Raw genomic sequence first — 14,009 nt, 5'->3', positions numbered from 1 at the left:
GACCGCTCTCTCTGCAGACCGACCGCCGAGCTGTAAGGGTCGACCGACTGCTATCCGCGTGAAGCCGCCGGCGAACTTGGGTGCGACGACCCGAAGCTGAGTACGCTCACTTCCCCCGCAAGATTGGAGCGCAACTCACTGCACAGACTCTGCGCCTAGCGTCGTCCCTGACTCCAGGACTCCGTTTCGATGGCGATGGAAACCTGCGCCCGGATGGCTTGCTGCCCCTGCATCGCACCGAACTGAGGTTATCAAGCAGACTCGTCCACGACGACCTCGATTCCCTCCGTGCGCAGCGCTGTGAGAATCGCGGCGGTCAGCCTCAAGGCAATCGCGGGCTCTGATCGCCCTTGGAGACGCTGCTTGAGCGAGCGCACCTGCCTGACGAAGACAGACCAAGCCACCGGCTGGCCGCGATAGCCTTCGCCGGGGTCGGATTGGCTACCGCACCCAATCATGAATTCAGCATCACCCTCGCGGTACTCGATGAGCCAGCCCCAGTCCTCACCCACGGGATAGCTGGTCACGACGCCGCTTCGCGCGAGTACCTGTGCCAGCCACCACGCCAACTCGAACCCATAGGCGCCAGGATTGACCTGGCAGTCTTCCGGCAGGAAAGGAAGAAACGTCGCGCTCGTGAATTCGAGGTGTGACATCAGCAAGACTCCATGGTGTGTGGATCGCGCTCAGGTACTGACATCACGCTTCTGCACGCCTGGGCAAGAGGCGCCTCATCCCGCGGCAGGTCAACCGCCACCCTAACGACCCCTGGCTCGCCGTGGACAAGGTCGCCATCGAGATCGACGAAGCGGTCTCGCGCGATGACATGCGCGCCGACATTCTGGCCGCCCTGGCGGAAGAAAAGGCCAACCTGAAGGCAGTGCTCCAACAGCGCAACGCGGCGCTGATCGGAAGCATGGCGCAGGATCTCCAAACCACCGTCGATGGGGTGTTCATTCCGGCCCGCGATGGATTGTGAGAGCACGCCATCGTGCGAGCGTCGACGCCGGACGACGCAAAGTAAAGCAGACACAAGCCAGCCCCGAGCCCTGATCGATTGAACAGGCGCCATGTTGAGTCGCTATCACGTGAAAATCGATCCGACTACAATGACTGGCACTCGATCTTTCCTCGGGGAAGGATCGCAGCAGCAGACCAACCGTTGCCGTCCCGCCTTGCGACGGGTGTCGACCCAATCCAACTCAGGAACTGAAGAATGCCCAAGCAACCAATGCCCAGACCCCCGGTGAATGCCCCCAAAGGTCCGGCGCCGTTCCGCAAGGGGAAAGCCCCAGCGCCCAAAGGTCAGAAGGGATTGTGAATGAAGGTCTCGCTCGTGCGCAGCGAGGCCAGAACTAGCGGTGAATGTCCGCTCTGATGGGACGACGCGACGCGCTATCCGCTCACGGCGTCGCGTCAATCATGCCTCGGTGCGTCTCAAGGCGCGGTCGGCAAGGTTTCCAGCGTCTCCTCCCACCCCTGCCCCTCAGCCTCCCGATTCACCTCCCCGACCGTCTTGACCTCGCTCAGATCCTCAAGCCGATCGGCGGTGCGGTTGCCCTGCCCTTCGGTCAGCGTCTCCAGGTCGAGATCGGTGGTGGTCAGGATCAGATCCGATTCCGTCAGCATGACCAGCCATTCGGAGAGATCGATCCGGCTCCAGTCGACCTGGGTCAGACTCTCGACGGCAATTCCCGAGCAGTTGGGATGCTTGGCGCTGCCGTAGCCGCCGATTCCCGCTTGTCCCCGGATCTGCTCGTTGAGAATGCGCGAGAGCGGTGAGTTGAAGCAACAAAAGCTGTCGCGGCTCTCGATGCAGGCACCGAAAAAGTTCTTCTTGCAGTAGGACCCGACCCGATGACAGGACCTCAGCTCGCGCTGTACGCCCAGGGTGAACTCATCCTCGGTGCATTCCCAGATGAGCCGGATCAGGATCATGACGATGGTGTAGATCAGATAGGCCCACATCACCCAGTAGAGCACGACCGAAATCGCCGGATTGAGTGCCAGGGTCGACGCCACCGAGCCATCGGCGGCCACGGCAGCGCCACCGGTCGCGGCATCGACGAAGAGCGCGTTGGCCGCCTGGGGGCCGAATACCGAGGCGGTCCACTGCACCGTCTGCTGCAGGAGCTGCTGTTTGAAGGTGGCGATCAGCCCCTGCTTGGCCGCTTCAGTCGTCACCGCCGTGGTATTGCCGGTGATGTTGTTGACCGCCGAGGTGAAGGCGTCCTTCACCGCCGACCAGGTGTCGACCAGCGGTGAGCGCAGGGTCTCCCAGGCACCGAAGGCGGGATTGGAGACGCCGGCCTTCATGAGCGACATCGTGACGCTGTCGAGCTTAGCCACCGAGAACATCAGCTGCAGATAGAGCCCGAGCGAAATGCCGCTCGGGCGCTCGCAGCAGTTGACGATGCCGCCGACCGCGCGCTTGCACTCCAGTGCCTCGCCCTTGAAGACCTGACAGCTCCCGCTCGTGCAGTCAGCATCCAAGGAGACCATCTCCGCGGCGTTGAGCGCCGCGACGGCTTCGTCGAAGTCGTCCGAGGATTCGGGCTCGATCGCCACGCAGTCATCGCCCAGACAGCGGATCTCCCCGCCGCAGTCCAGCTCGGAGGTGCGCTCGATGCCGGCGATCTCCTGGTCGGTGCCGCAGTCGTAGACCAGTTGGTCGACGTAGCAAACGCCACTCCTCCCGGTCGCTTCCTCGGCACACTGACGGCTCACCGGCCGGCACTGAGGATCGGCGTCGAGGACCGCACAGTTGTCCAGATCGCCGGGATTCTCGGGACAATGCGTCACGCCGTCGGGATCGGTCCAGCAGTCCATCTGGCCTTCGTTGAAGCTGGTGCAGTCGAGGGCGACGCCGACCTGCATACAGGCGGCACTGATGCCGGAGAACTGCTCCCAGGGCTCGTTGCCGGTCTCGCCCAGATAGGGTGGCGCGACCAACTCGCTGCCACAGAGTTCGCCGCCGGTGACCGGGACACAGTTGGCATCCGGGTTGCTGGTGCAGGTCGTGGTGCTACGGCAGAAGCCGTCCATCAACCGCTCGCTGATCGTTTCAAGGCAGGCGGCCGATTCCCAACTCCACAGATCCACTCGCTTTTCGACGCGGCGCACCAGCTCAATGATGGGCTCGCCGGTCTCGGGATCGGTGCCGACTTCCACCGGGTCCCAGTAGACCGTCGCGTCCAGGGTGCGGGTCGCCGCGCAACTGAGCTTGGGCTGGTCCTTGTCTGGGATCAGGCAGGCCGCGTATTTGGGGACATGCACCCTGCGCGGACGGCTGAGAAAGGTATTGCCCCAAGTGCAGTCGGCATAGGTCGTGGTGAAATCATCGAGCGCGCTGACGGTCGCGTCGGTGAACGCCCACAGCGGATCGCTGCTCAGATCGCTACGCGCGCGATCCACTGGCTCCAGGAGGGTCTGGTACGCCTGACCAGTCGCTGAAGACTCGGCATAGGGCGTGTCGACCAGATCTTGCTGCGTCTGCAACCCGGCGGCTTCAAGCGCCGCGGGGTTCCCATAGAGCGTGCTCCAGTCGGAGACTTCGCCCTCGTCCGCACACGGGAAGTAGACCCGATAGTCACCGGGCTGATCGAAGGGGCTCAAGAGCGTCGAATCGCTCCCGAGTGCGGTTCCCAAATCCTGTCCATCGGTCGCCGCCTGATCAAAGTCGAGCGCCCGACGCAGGTCATCGCCCCACACCAGCGCCCAGGGGGTCCAGACGATCGCTAGAACCAGGATCCACACGAGCCATCTGGCTCCAGTCCTCAGCGGAACCGAAGGGTCAGAGCCAGGTCGCACAGCAATCATGCCAGCGCCAGATCAGATAAAGGTGGTCCTCGCCGACCCCGGGGACGTTGCGCCACATCCCCCAGCGCAGTTCGCTTTCGCCGATGACGTGGTTGGCGTTGGCCTCGGGGAGCGGATAGAACTGGGACAGTCGGTACTGGGTCTTGGGTAGCATCAGCGCAAAGGGCGCCTCGCAGAGGGCGGCATCCCCGACGGTCTGACGGGCGAGTCCGCGCCGGTGCAGGGCCGCCAGCACCCGTGCACTCGCCAGGCTCATCTCAGAGGGACGGCCGTTGAGCGTCGGGATGCGCCCGGTGAAGGGATAGAGCCCGCCCCAGGCGCCAGCGCACCAGAACAATTCATCGAGCGGCTTCTGCACCGTGGTCGCCGACGCGGCATCGACCAGACAGGCGGCCTGCGCAATGGGGTTGGCCACGAAGGCGGCCTCGGGATTAGTGAAGAAGGCCAGCTCGTCGTTGTTCCAGGTCGGATCCAGCTCGGAAAGATAGAGCACATCGAAGTCGGTCAGGTGATCGACGTTGCAGCGATCCGGGAAGAACAGATCGAGCATCACCAGGACCGGAAAGGCGTAGTAGTGATAGTTGTAGAAGGCCTTGTCCGAGCCGTCGTACTCGGCCTGCCCTGGCGTGCCAAGGGTGCGAAAGGCGCCCAGATCGAGCCGCGCGCCGCCGAGCGAGGGCATGCAGCCGGGAAGACGGACCAGCTCGATGATGCGCGCCGGCTCCCACATGCCGATCACAACACCTGGACTCGGAAGCCCGGCGGGGTCGGTGCAGGCGCACAGCGCCTGGTCGCTCGCCTTGCTGGGAACCGATCCGCCGCCAATCGGGGCGCCGGCGATCTTGAGCGGAAAGAGACAGCTCCAGCAAATGTCGGTGATGAGCTTGGGGCCGAGCAGCTCGGCATCCGGGCAGACGGCGTTACCCAGGCCGGTGGTGGTCTCGTCCTGGGCGCGCACGGTCAGGGCCACCGCGAGCAGTAAACCCACCAGCACGGCGGCCTGAAGGAAGCGGCAACGCAGCATCCTCAACCCTCCGGCGGCCATTCCGACACCACCAGGACACCCTCGCGTGAATCGACCACCGCCGGCACCCGCTCGATCTGAAAGCGGCGCCGCACATCCGGGGTGAGAAGGTAGAGCGGATCCTGCAAAGCCGTCTGGACGCCACGGTAGCCACCCCACCCTGCCTCGCGATCCAGCCGGGTCGCCAGATAGAGCGGCAGCCGTCCCTCGGCACGACTCGCCGCTCCGCGTCGCGCGACCTCGGCCACTTGACGTGGGTCGGTCGCATCAAAGACGAAGAGACGCTGACGGAACGGCATGATGGCGAGTGGATCGACGCGCTCGCCGACGCGGATCACAGTGGTCCCGTCCGGGAGGGTCACATCGGCTTGAGCAACGAGCGTCAGATCCAGTCGCCGCTCCCGAACCTGCTCGGCGGTCGGCAGCTCGGCAAACGAGGCCCGCTCCCAATAGCGCGCTAACGCTGCTTCGCGCCGGGCGCTCCAATCGATGCCTGCCAGACGCCGTTGCAGCTCTGCAATCAGATCGGGTTCGCTAACGGCGACGGTGGGTCCACGCACGCCCAGATCACCGCGCCTGCCCTCCTCCACCTGCTCCAGCAGCCAGTCCGGACGGCTGATGCCGCTGACGCGAGCGATCTCTTTCCCGGCCCCATCGGTGGTAATCAGCGTCGGCGCCACCTCGACCAAAGGGGACTGGAAAGGACGTGGGTCGATCTCGATGCGGGGAATCGCATTGATGCTCAGGCCATCGCGTGCTTCACGCAGAAGGACGTGGATCTGGCGGATGAAATCACCCAGCGATTCGCCCGGCGCCACACCCCGAAAGACCACCCGCACCTCGGGTTGCCCGGCCGCCGCAGCGAAAAGCTCGCGCAGTTGAGCCTCACCCAGTGCGCGGGAAGCCAGAATGGTCACTGTCAGATCGGTGTCGGTGCCCGCCTGATCCGTTGGTTCTACATCGGACCTCAGAGGCATCACCAACGTTTGCTGGGCAGCTCGAAGATCCCGCAACCGGACCGACCAATCCTCCACGTTGCCCTGCTGCTCCATCAGCCACCCCGGCGGCGGCGCCGTCAGTACCTGCTCCTGAATCTGGACCACCTGATCGCGCAGCGCAGAGTCTGGCAGCGCGCCATCGGCCCAGCTCTCGGCGATGACCATGGTCGCCAGAGCACTGATCAGGACCAACACCCATCGCCACTCAGAACAACGCATAGGCCTTCCCAACCATGCGCGTCACCGGCAGAAAGCCCCAGTAGCGCGAGTCGAAGCTGTCAGTGGTCTCGCCAAGCATCCAGAAATGCTCGACCGGGACGCGCTCGTGACGGATGAAGCTCGCAGGATCGCGCTTTAGCGCCGGGGCCAGTGCCAGTCCTTGCGCCATCGGCATGCCGTTGATCGCGGTCTCGGCGAGCGTGACCGTCACCCAGTCTCCCGGCACCCCGGCGGCGTGTTTGACGAAGAGACGTCCCTCGAAGGCGAGCACGCCCAGGCCCTGTGCGCGGAAGGCCACCAAATCCCCCTGGATCACCTCCTCGGGGCCGGCGAAGGTGTCGATCAGAAAGACCCGCGAGGACTCCAGACAACTGTGCGCCTGCAGATCGATCCCGAGGCGGTAACGGATCGCGCCATAGGCGCCGAGGCCCAGCACCACACCGAGAGCCACGACGGCCAGCACAGCCCAGCGCCAACGCAGCGGCCGGCTGCCGGACCGCCAGCGGCTCCCCACAAGCCGACCTTGAGCACCTGGCTCAGCCTTACTCGGGCACATGCGGCACCTCCGTTTCCAGAACCGTCAGCGCAGGCGGAGCGGCCAGCACCGCATGACGATCCAGGACCAGCACGCCCCGCGCCGCCAGACCCTCGGCGGCCTGGGTATAGTCGCGCAGGATCGCCGTCATCTGCGCCGGGTCCGCGCCACGGGCGGCCGCAGACAGGTCCAGCAGCAGCACCGGCGGTCGGACCTCCAGGGCCAGGGCGAGCTGACGCTGCCACCAGAGGCTCAGAAAGGCACTACTCGTCAGGCATAGGAGTCCGGCGACAAGAACGACCGTGCTCAGCCCCGGTTGTCCCGCGTCACCCTTTGGCTGAACGCCGTCGGTTGGGATCTTGAACGTCCGGGATGCCCGACCCTCAGCCATGCCCAGGCTCCGCCAGCAACCTCCGGATCGCCGCGTCGATCGACAGCCCCTGCCGGCGCAGCGCACTGAGCGCCGCCACATCGCGCGGGTGGGTCGAATAGAGCAACTGCCGGAAGGGATCCACCACCAGCCGCCCGATCCCGGCCCCGTAGTCGCCGATGACCAGGATCTCGGAATAGACACCGGGGACCGTATGCACGGTCTTCAGCAGCTCCGCCCCGCCCTCGGTCAGCGGCAGGCGCTTGGCGGCGCGCAGCTGATCGATCGCCTGTGCTGGCTGGGCGAGCAGGAAGGTGTGGGCCGAGTTCTCGGCGATGGCCCGCCCGGTCGGATGGGCATAGAGGTCGTTGAGCGACTGGGTGACCGTGACGGCGGAGCCCCGGTACTTGCGAAAGCGCCGGTAGCCGGTCTCGATGAAGCGGGCGACATCGCCCTGGGTGAGCAGATCCCAGGCCTCGTCGAGGATGACCAGCTTGGCCTGGTCGCGCTCGCCCAGATACATCGCCTGCTGGATCTGATAGATCAGCTGCAGCAGCACCACCTGCTGCAGGTGCTTGCGACCTTTGAGTTCCTCCAATTCGAGGACGACGAACGGCGCGGAGAATTCAATGCAGTTGGGTCCGTTGAAGAAGCGCCCGTACTCGCCCTGGGTGGTGAAGGGATAGATCTGGGTGCCCAGATCGCACAGCCTGGGATCAGGCTCGGCGCTCAGGGCGGTGGCGATACCGTCGATGGTCATGGCCGGTCCCTGCGCGTCCCACAGGGTCTTGAGCACCCGCTTGAGCCCCGAGAGTGCATAGTCGTCCAGCCCGCCAGAGGGCGCGATCATGGCCCCGACCAGGGCCGCGATCATGTCCGCCTCCTCGTCCCAGTGGACCACCAGCTCGAAGGGATTGAGGCAGATCCGCGCCTCGCGAGTGAAGGCCAGGAACTGCCCGTCCAGGGCCTCGCAGAGCTTCTCGTAGGAGCGCCCGACATCGATGACCCAGCAGCGCCCGCCGACCGACAGCGTCGTGGAGATCAGCTCGTTGGTCAGAAAGGACTTACCGGCACCCGACTGGGCCGCAATGCAGGCGTTGTAGTTGGAGGCCGAGTCGAACAGCGAGAGATTCATCAACTGCCCGCCCCGGCTGATGAGGTTCAACACCGGGGTGCCGGTCCCTTTCCAGTCCCCGTGGACCGGCATCAGGTTGACCGCGTGCGAGGCCGCCAGGGTGCGGTAGCGCTGCATGTCGCGGATGGCCCCGCGATCGGCGCCGAAGGGCAGACAATTCAAGAACAGCGGCAGGGTGAAGAAGCGGTCGCTCACCACCTGGAAGCCGAGCTCCCGCCAATAGGTGCGCAAGTTCGAGGCCGCCGCCGTGGCCTGCTCCTTGGGCGCGAAGAGCACCAAGCCCAGATGCGCCCGCACCGGCCGGTCGCCGGCATCGAGACGCTCGAAGAGCACCCGGAAGCCCCGCGCCCGCTCGGCCAGGCGTGGCAGATAGACCGCGATCGGTCCGGTCGCCATGTTGGTCGCCCACTGACTCTGGGTCTGGAGCAGCGTCCGGGTGGTTTCGGGCTCGGGGAAGTGGAGATTGAGACACACCAGCAGGTTGTGCGGGATGCCGCGCGCCCCCGAGAAGGGATCACTCAGATAGCGGGCGGCCAGACCGAAGTGCAGCCGATCGGGAAAACGCTTGACCGACAGGGTCTGCACCCGACACGCGCCCAGCGTGAGGCCCTGGGCATCGACCTCGATCCCTTGATCCGAGTCCAAGAACTGCTCGCGCAGGATGCGGGTCGGATCGGCCTCGGGCGTCACCCGCTCACGCCAGGTCGCCTCCGGCCCCCAGTTGAGCAGGCTGCTCATGAGCCGGACCAGATCCCCCGCCATCAGCGCACGCGGCTGAAGCCCGACGGTTGAGAGCACCTGCTCCGTGCTTGCGCGCAGATCGAGCGCGGCTTGATGCGCGGCGGCGCTCGGCAGGGGACCCGGGAGCGGCAGCTTGACGGTCACCAGGACCTGAACGTCACGCACCCGGGTCTCGGACTGGCGGATGAGTGGCGCGCTCACCCCGGCACGCAAGAAGGCCGCCCGCTCGGCGGTCGCGGCCCGCAGCAGTGGATGACGCAGCTCGGTGCGCAGGCCGTTCATCACGGCAAGCGGTCCCTCGATATCCGGCGAGGCCCAGAGGAGGATCTGCAGCAGGGTATCGGTCGGCCATTCCTGATTGACCAGGGCCGTGAGGCGGTCGGCGTGACCTTGATCGGCCCCGGCCAGGGGTTGGCAGCGCCAACCGAAGGCGAGGCTCTGATCGTCGAGCAGAAAGATCCCCTGCCCGGGGTCGCAGGCGAGCGGCGGAAAGAGCGCGGAGGCGCGCTCACCCTGGAATTGCCGTTCCCTCATCGCGCCCGCCCTGGCTTCGCCGTTTCTGGCGGACCCTCGACCTGTTCGGATCCGACGACACGCTTCAACTGCAACAGGAACGGATCGGTCGAGAGCACCCGAGCACGCTTGCGTCGCAGCAGTTCGCGGGCGCGCGCTGGATGACAGGGCTTGAGCAGGCGGCGGTTGGCGTCGCACACCAGCACCGGGGTGCGCCCCTGTACGCGGGCCAGGGCCTGGTCCAGAAAGCGATCGCGCGCCTGCGGCGACAGCGCGGCTAGGGAGGCAAACAGGTCCTTGGGCACCGACAGATAGTGGCGGGTCTCGGGTAAGGGGCAGCACAGGGGCATGGCGGTCCTCTCTGATCCGATTGGTGGGCCGTTTCCGGCCCGGTCTCGGCCGGGGGTGGCCGGTGGCGCTGTGAAAGCGCAGGAGCCGTGAGCCGATGGCCAGCCGTCCTCAGGCGAGCGGCAGCGTCGCGCTGAAGAGGGTGTTGATGATGTTCGGTGCGACCAGCATCCCGACCCCCGCCGAGACACCGACCACGAAGCCCATGATCGACTGGCGCATGACGCCGGCGACCAGGCCGACCAGGATGAAGGCGACTGCGATCACCTTGCCGAGCAGGCCGGTCATCCAGCCCGCCAGCAGGGTGTAGACCTCCTGGAACTCGGTGCCGGTGGTGTCGCCGGTGCCGGAGGTCGCCGCGGCGATCATGGGGGCGAAGGCCAAGGCCAGAATCAGGATGCGGCCGGCCAGGTGCTGTCTGTCATGAGACGTCATCATCAGGGTGTCCTCTGTCGGTTCGATCAATTCAAGGAGCGCCGGAGCTCGCCGGTCGCGGAGGGGCAGTGATCGCCTGCGCACGTCGGTTGGCGACGTGGGGGCGCGGAGCTGTCTCCGCCGCCCGGCACGACGCGCTGCTCGACCTGCAGGGGCTTGAGCAGGGCATTGGAGAAGCGGTCCGGTCCGGCGGCGAGGCTCCAGGTGCGCGGTGCGATCTCGGTGAAGACGTAACCGCTGGCGTGCAGGTCGGCGTTCTCGTCTTCCCAGGGGGCAAGCCAGATGCGCATCACCTGCGCGGGTACCCGCAGCGGGATGGGATCGCGCGAGCGCGGTAGGAGCAGGTCTTCGTCGGCGGCGATGGGAAGGGCCTCCACTGGCTCATCGACTGGGGCGACATCGGGTGCAGTTGGAGCCTTCGCTGGCTTCCGTGTGGCGCCGAACAGCGCTGCATCGTCGCCAAAGAACCCGCCGGACGAATCGCGCCGCTGGACGGACACAGCCACAGGTCGCGCCGGTTGCGCACCTGATGCCTCGCCGTCCACCCGCCCGGATTCCCGGTCGGGTGGCTGCAGCGAATCGGTCCCGTTGGTCAGGTCGTAGACCCGTGAGGCAGGCAGACAAAGCGGGTCGCTGGGATGACCTTTGCAGCCAAAGCGCTTCTCGCCCACGGCGAGCGAGCCGCAGCCGCTCATCAAGAAGCTCACGCTTAAGAGCGGCAGGATCAGGACACCTCGGGCGATGCCGAATCGAGTGGCGGGTCTTTTTTTCATCGTGCGTCTCCGTTGAGCCAAGCGAGCAGATCGAGCGGCACACCCCCGTGCAGCCGTCCGTCCGGCGCGATCAGGAAGGGTACCTGGGTGATGCCGAGCAGTTGGGCGGTAACCAGGGCACGCTGGAGGGCGCCCTGTCCGCAGGTGCCCGTCGCCGGAGACAGGCTCTCAAAGACATGGCTGACCAGGGCGTCCCGCGCGGCCGCCGGATCCCGCTCGGCCAGACAGTTGAGCCGCACCACCGTGGCGAGGGACGGCTTCCCGAGCACACCCAGCGGGATGAGACGAACGCGATAGGGCGCGCGCTGCGACGGCGACAGCGCCTGGAGCTGATCGAGCAGTTGCGCGCACTGCGGGCAATGGGGATCGAGGAAGACCCAGACCTCCTCGGTCCCCTCCCCCAGATCCAGCGCCCCCAGGTCGCGGACATCGAGCTTGAGGCGCGTCCGGTCGATCCGTCCCATCAGTCGGTCGGCCTCGGCCAGCGAGGTCAGACGCTCCCCATGCCAGAGGTCGATGGCCGGACCCAGGAAGGCATAGCGCCCGTTGGTCGAGACGAAGAACAGCCGCTCGCCCGACTGGACCATCTGGACCCCGTTCACGGGCAGACGGCGCATCCCCTCGATGCCTTGCATGAGCTGTGCGATGTCGTCGGGCTCCGTGGTCACAGCCCCTGCCCTTTCATCGCCAACCGCGCCCACGGGCAGACCGACCAACAGGACCAGAGCCAAGGCTGATCCAAGGGTCGCTCGTTGCATGTGCACCCGCATCGTCGACCTCCTCACCGCCGCCCACCACGGCGACGATTCGCCTGGGCCAGTTGCAGCGACGCCCCACGATTGAGGATCACCTCGATCGCGCGCCCGGCGTCGACCTCGATCACCGGGAAGATGTTCTCGGCCATGTCGAGGTAATACTGGGCGAGCCGATCGAGCGCCTTGCCGGTCCCGGTGATGGCCGCCGCCTGCGCCGAGTCGCTGGACAGCACGTCCTGGTATTGGACCTTGCCGTCGCTGGTGGTCGAAATGGTCGTCACCGAGGACGTGTTGAAGACATCCGAGATTCCCTGCAGGAAGGACACCTGCATGGCGCGGGCGATGACCTGGCCCTGCTTGGAGACCAGGCGCCCGCGCAGCCCCACCTTGCCGTCTTCGCCGACCGCGTAGCCATCGACCGGAACCTCGATCACGCCACCGTCGCGGCGCACGCAGGTGATGACCTCGGTGCGCAGAAAGGCGCGCTCGCTCGAAAGCTCGCCGTAGCCCGCGACCGTGATGAAGCACTCGCGCACATCGGCGCGGAAGCGGTTGGGGAGGATGGCGTCGTGCTTGAGGCGCACCAGGGCCGGATAGGGGTCGCGGCGGGCCTGTCGACCGGTGGGGGCATCCATCCCGGAGAGCAGGACCCCGCGCAGCAGACTGCCGGCGGGGATCATGATGGCTGTGCCGGCGGGATCGTCGGCCTGCTTGGTGGTCGCAGACGCCGCCGTATTGGGCGCGGGGGCCTGCTCCACCACGCGGATCGTCAGCGGCCCGCTTGCCCGCGTCGGCTGAGCGGCTGGGTGCGGGCTGAGGGCACTCAGCGGTGAGGCGGGCGTGCGCGCGAAGAGTGCTGGATCGTCCAGGGCTGGTGGCTTGGCCGGGCGCGACGTCTTCGACTCGGGCGCCGGCGGCTCAGGCGGCTGGCTTGGTGGCGGTGTGGTTGACGTCAGCGTCGCCGGGCGTGCCTGCAACTCTTCACGCAGCCGGGTGATCTCCTGCTGCAGGGCCTGGATCTCGCTCTGCTGGGACTGGCGCAGCTGCTCGACCTGGCGGTTGAGCGTGGCCGCCTCGCCGGGGCCGCGCTGACGCTCGCGGGATGTCGCCTGGGCCAGCTCACGCTCGAGCTGGGTCAGACGATTGGCCAGACCGTCGATGCCGAGCGCACGCGGATCGGCGTCGGTCAGCAGATGCCGAGTGAGCCGCTCGCGTGCCTGCTCGGCGCGAGTGCCGGGGGTCGCTGGCTCGTCGAGGGCGATCACCGCAATCAGCGCGACCACGCCGAGCACGACACCGATCAGCAGCCAGCGGCGGAGCCCTGGCGAAAGCCGCTCCCAAGTATCGGCGGGGGTGACGGGCATCTAGCGGGCTCCCGCGCCGCGCAGTGAGGGACGCGCGGGTCGGCGCTGCTCCGGCGTCGGACGCCCCACCGCGACATAGAGCTCTGCCTGCTCGCCCGGCGCCAGCCAGACCCGTGGCCAGGCGGCCACGGCGACCGTCTCCCCGTCGAGATCGGCACGGCAGGCGCGCTCCTCGATCTCCAGTTCGGCATCCGTTGTGTTGCGTGCGAGCGCGGTGATCAGCCAAAGATCGCCGCCTTCGAGGACCTGACCACGGCGGGTTTCCAGCCCCAGCTGAACACAGGTGACGGTCTCCTGGCGCCGCGCCTGACGCAGACCGTAGCCCTCGGGGATCTCCTCGCGCGCCAGGGCGCGCATGGCCTCGGTAATGGCCGCGACATAGTCCGGCGCGGCGGCTCCGGCTGGTGCGGACGGCGCTCCAATCGGGCTCGGGTTGGGCAGCGGATCGGTCAGGAACAGCCGGATCTCGCGCGGGGGGATGCGCCGTGGGGCAAGCGTCAGGGACAGCGCATGATTGGGGTCCGAGACATCGCTGACGAAGAGGGTCACCGGCGTCTCGTTCCCCGTGGCGACATAGATGGCCGAGCCGTCGACACTGGTGCTGGCGTCCGAGACGGTGCGCACCTGCGGATTCGGGAACGGGGTGAGGATGCGGTTGAGGTGATCGATGGCGATCTCGACGATGAGGTTGACGCCGATGGTGGCCTGCACCGTCACCGGGCCGACCTCAAGATGGGTCGGACTCGGAGCCGGCGACTCCGCCTTCACGCGTAGGAAGTGCCCACCCCAGTCGTCCGGTTCCAGGGTCCGCTCACCGGCGAGCACGGCGTCCGGGATCGGCGGCAGCTCGATGCCGATGTCCTCGGGCTGGGCCACGGCCGGGCCGATGCCACTCAGCAGGACGGCGAGGGTCGCGGCCAGCGGGTGAGCCGGACAGTGGGAGCAGATCAAGCGGCCGGTCGGCATGTCTCGAGTCCTCG

14 protein-coding genes are annotated in these 14,009 nt (G+C 66.8%); 1 reads left to right on the top strand and 13 read right to left on the bottom strand.

Annotation, left to right across the window (positions count from 1 at the left end):
- Positions 1-251: 251 nt before the first annotated feature.
- Positions 252-656, bottom strand: a complete 405-nt coding sequence (locus tag THIDRDRAFT_RS23965) for a hypothetical protein (protein WP_007041926.1) — start codon at positions 654-656, stop codon at positions 252-254.
- A 122-nt stretch (positions 657-778) separates the two neighbouring features.
- On the opposite strand from THIDRDRAFT_RS23965, the gene THIDRDRAFT_RS15995 reads away from it, so the two are divergent.
- A complete protein-coding gene (locus THIDRDRAFT_RS15995) occupies positions 779-979 on the top strand; it encodes a hypothetical protein (RefSeq protein WP_007041925.1) in 201 nt (66 codons plus the stop codon).
- Between the two features lie 458 nt (positions 980-1,437).
- Here the strand turns inward: THIDRDRAFT_RS15995 and traN are convergent, their stop codons facing one another.
- The 12 genes from traN to THIDRDRAFT_RS15935 all read right to left on the bottom strand — a co-directional run bounded on the left by traN (position 1,438) and on the right by THIDRDRAFT_RS15935 (position 13,995).
- Positions 1,438-3,756: a conjugal transfer protein TraN gene (gene traN, locus THIDRDRAFT_RS15990; protein ID WP_007041924.1), complete on the bottom strand. Its 2,319-nt coding sequence runs from the start codon at positions 3,754-3,756 to the stop codon at positions 1,438-1,440.
- 37 nt (positions 3,757-3,793) lie between these two features.
- Positions 3,794-4,843 carry a TraU family protein gene (locus tag THIDRDRAFT_RS15985; protein WP_007041923.1) on the bottom strand — a complete coding sequence of 350 codons (1,050 nt, stop codon included), beginning with the start codon at positions 4,841-4,843 and terminating at the stop codon, positions 3,794-3,796.
- Between the two features lie 2 nt (positions 4,844-4,845).
- Positions 4,846-6,036 carry a TrbC family F-type conjugative pilus assembly protein gene (locus THIDRDRAFT_RS15980; protein WP_245535869.1) on the bottom strand — a complete coding sequence of 397 codons (1,191 nt, stop codon included), beginning with the start codon at positions 6,034-6,036 and terminating at the stop codon, positions 4,846-4,848.
- A gap of 10 nt (positions 6,037-6,046) precedes the next feature.
- Positions 6,047-6,616: a signal peptidase I gene (gene lepB, locus THIDRDRAFT_RS15975; protein WP_007041921.1), complete on the bottom strand. Its 570-nt coding sequence runs from the start codon at positions 6,614-6,616 to the stop codon at positions 6,047-6,049.
- Entirely contained in the window at positions 6,603-6,986 is a 384-nt protein-coding gene (locus THIDRDRAFT_RS15970) for a hypothetical protein (protein ID WP_007041920.1), read from the bottom strand. The genes lepB and THIDRDRAFT_RS15970 overlap by 14 nt, the downstream gene beginning before the upstream one ends.
- The gene (gene traC / locus THIDRDRAFT_RS15965; RefSeq protein WP_007041919.1) at positions 6,979-9,375 is read right to left on the bottom strand and encodes a type IV secretion system protein TraC; all 2,397 of its coding nucleotides are present in this window, start codon (positions 9,373-9,375) and stop codon (positions 6,979-6,981) included. Before traC ends, THIDRDRAFT_RS15970 begins: the two co-directional genes overlap by 8 nt.
- On the bottom strand, positions 9,372-9,704 hold the full coding sequence (locus THIDRDRAFT_RS15960) for an RRXRR domain-containing protein (RefSeq protein WP_007041918.1): 333 nt from the start codon (positions 9,702-9,704) through the stop codon (positions 9,372-9,374). The genes traC and THIDRDRAFT_RS15960 overlap by 4 nt, the downstream gene beginning before the upstream one ends.
- 109 nt (positions 9,705-9,813) lie before the next feature.
- A complete protein-coding gene (gene traA / locus THIDRDRAFT_RS15955) occupies positions 9,814-10,140 on the bottom strand; it encodes a TraA family conjugative transfer protein (RefSeq protein ID WP_007041917.1) in 327 nt (108 codons plus the stop codon).
- Positions 10,141-10,163: 23 nt separating this feature from the next.
- On the bottom strand, positions 10,164-10,910 hold the full coding sequence (locus THIDRDRAFT_RS23960; protein ID WP_007041916.1) for a TraV family lipoprotein: 747 nt from the start codon (positions 10,908-10,910) through the stop codon (positions 10,164-10,166).
- On the bottom strand, positions 10,907-11,668 hold the full coding sequence (locus THIDRDRAFT_RS15945) for a disulfide isomerase DsbC N-terminal domain-containing protein (RefSeq protein WP_245535868.1): 762 nt from the start codon (positions 11,666-11,668) through the stop codon (positions 10,907-10,909). The genes THIDRDRAFT_RS23960 and THIDRDRAFT_RS15945 overlap by 4 nt, the downstream gene beginning before the upstream one ends.
- Before the next feature lie 23 nt (positions 11,669-11,691).
- Positions 11,692-13,029: a TraB/VirB10 family protein gene (locus THIDRDRAFT_RS15940; RefSeq protein ID WP_007041914.1), complete on the bottom strand. Its 1,338-nt coding sequence runs from the start codon at positions 13,027-13,029 to the stop codon at positions 11,692-11,694.
- Positions 13,030-13,995 (bottom strand): TraK domain-containing protein, encoded by a 966-nt coding sequence (locus tag THIDRDRAFT_RS15935; RefSeq protein ID WP_007041913.1) that lies wholly within the window; start codon positions 13,993-13,995, stop codon positions 13,030-13,032.
- Between the last annotated feature and the right edge of the window lie 14 nt (positions 13,996-14,009).

The sequence above is a fragment of the Thiorhodococcus drewsii AZ1 genome, assembly GCF_000224065.1.
Classification (GTDB): domain Bacteria; phylum Pseudomonadota; class Gammaproteobacteria; order Chromatiales; family Chromatiaceae; genus Imhoffiella; species Imhoffiella drewsii.
The sequence above is the reverse complement of the archived record's forward strand: the minus strand, read 5'-3'. Positions and strand labels throughout refer to the sequence as shown.

What these genes read in the sequence shown, in the direction of transcription:
- THIDRDRAFT_RS23965 (WP_007041926.1), bottom strand. Translation starts at nt 656, where the DNA reads ATGTCACACCTCGAATTCACGAGCGCGACGTTTCTTCCTTTCCTGCCG.
- THIDRDRAFT_RS15960 (WP_007041918.1), bottom strand. Translation starts at nt 9,704, where the DNA reads ATGCCCCTGTGCTGCCCCTTACCCGAGACCCGCCACTATCTGTCGGTG.
- THIDRDRAFT_RS15985 (WP_007041923.1), bottom strand. Translation starts at nt 4,843, where the DNA reads ATGCTGCGTTGCCGCTTCCTTCAGGCCGCCGTGCTGGTGGGTTTACTG.
- traC (WP_007041919.1), bottom strand. Translation starts at nt 9,375, where the DNA reads ATGAGGGAACGGCAATTCCAGGGTGAGCGCGCCTCCGCGCTCTTTCCG.
- THIDRDRAFT_RS15970 (WP_007041920.1), bottom strand. Translation starts at nt 6,986, where the DNA reads ATGGCTGAGGGTCGGGCATCCCGGACGTTCAAGATCCCAACCGACGGC.
- lepB (WP_007041921.1), bottom strand. Translation starts at nt 6,616, where the DNA reads ATGTGCCCGAGTAAGGCTGAGCCAGGTGCTCAAGGTCGGCTTGTGGGG.
- THIDRDRAFT_RS15945 (WP_245535868.1), bottom strand. Translation starts at nt 11,668, where the DNA reads ATGCAACGAGCGACCCTTGGATCAGCCTTGGCTCTGGTCCTGTTGGTC.
- THIDRDRAFT_RS15935 (WP_007041913.1), bottom strand. Translation starts at nt 13,995, where the DNA reads ATGCCGACCGGCCGCTTGATCTGCTCCCACTGTCCGGCTCACCCGCTG.
- traA (WP_007041917.1), bottom strand. Translation starts at nt 10,140, where the DNA reads ATGATGACGTCTCATGACAGACAGCACCTGGCCGGCCGCATCCTGATT.
- THIDRDRAFT_RS23960 (WP_007041916.1), bottom strand. Translation starts at nt 10,910, where the DNA reads ATGAAAAAAAGACCCGCCACTCGATTCGGCATCGCCCGAGGTGTCCTG.
- THIDRDRAFT_RS15940 (WP_007041914.1), bottom strand. Translation starts at nt 13,029, where the DNA reads ATGCCCGTCACCCCCGCCGATACTTGGGAGCGGCTTTCGCCAGGGCTC.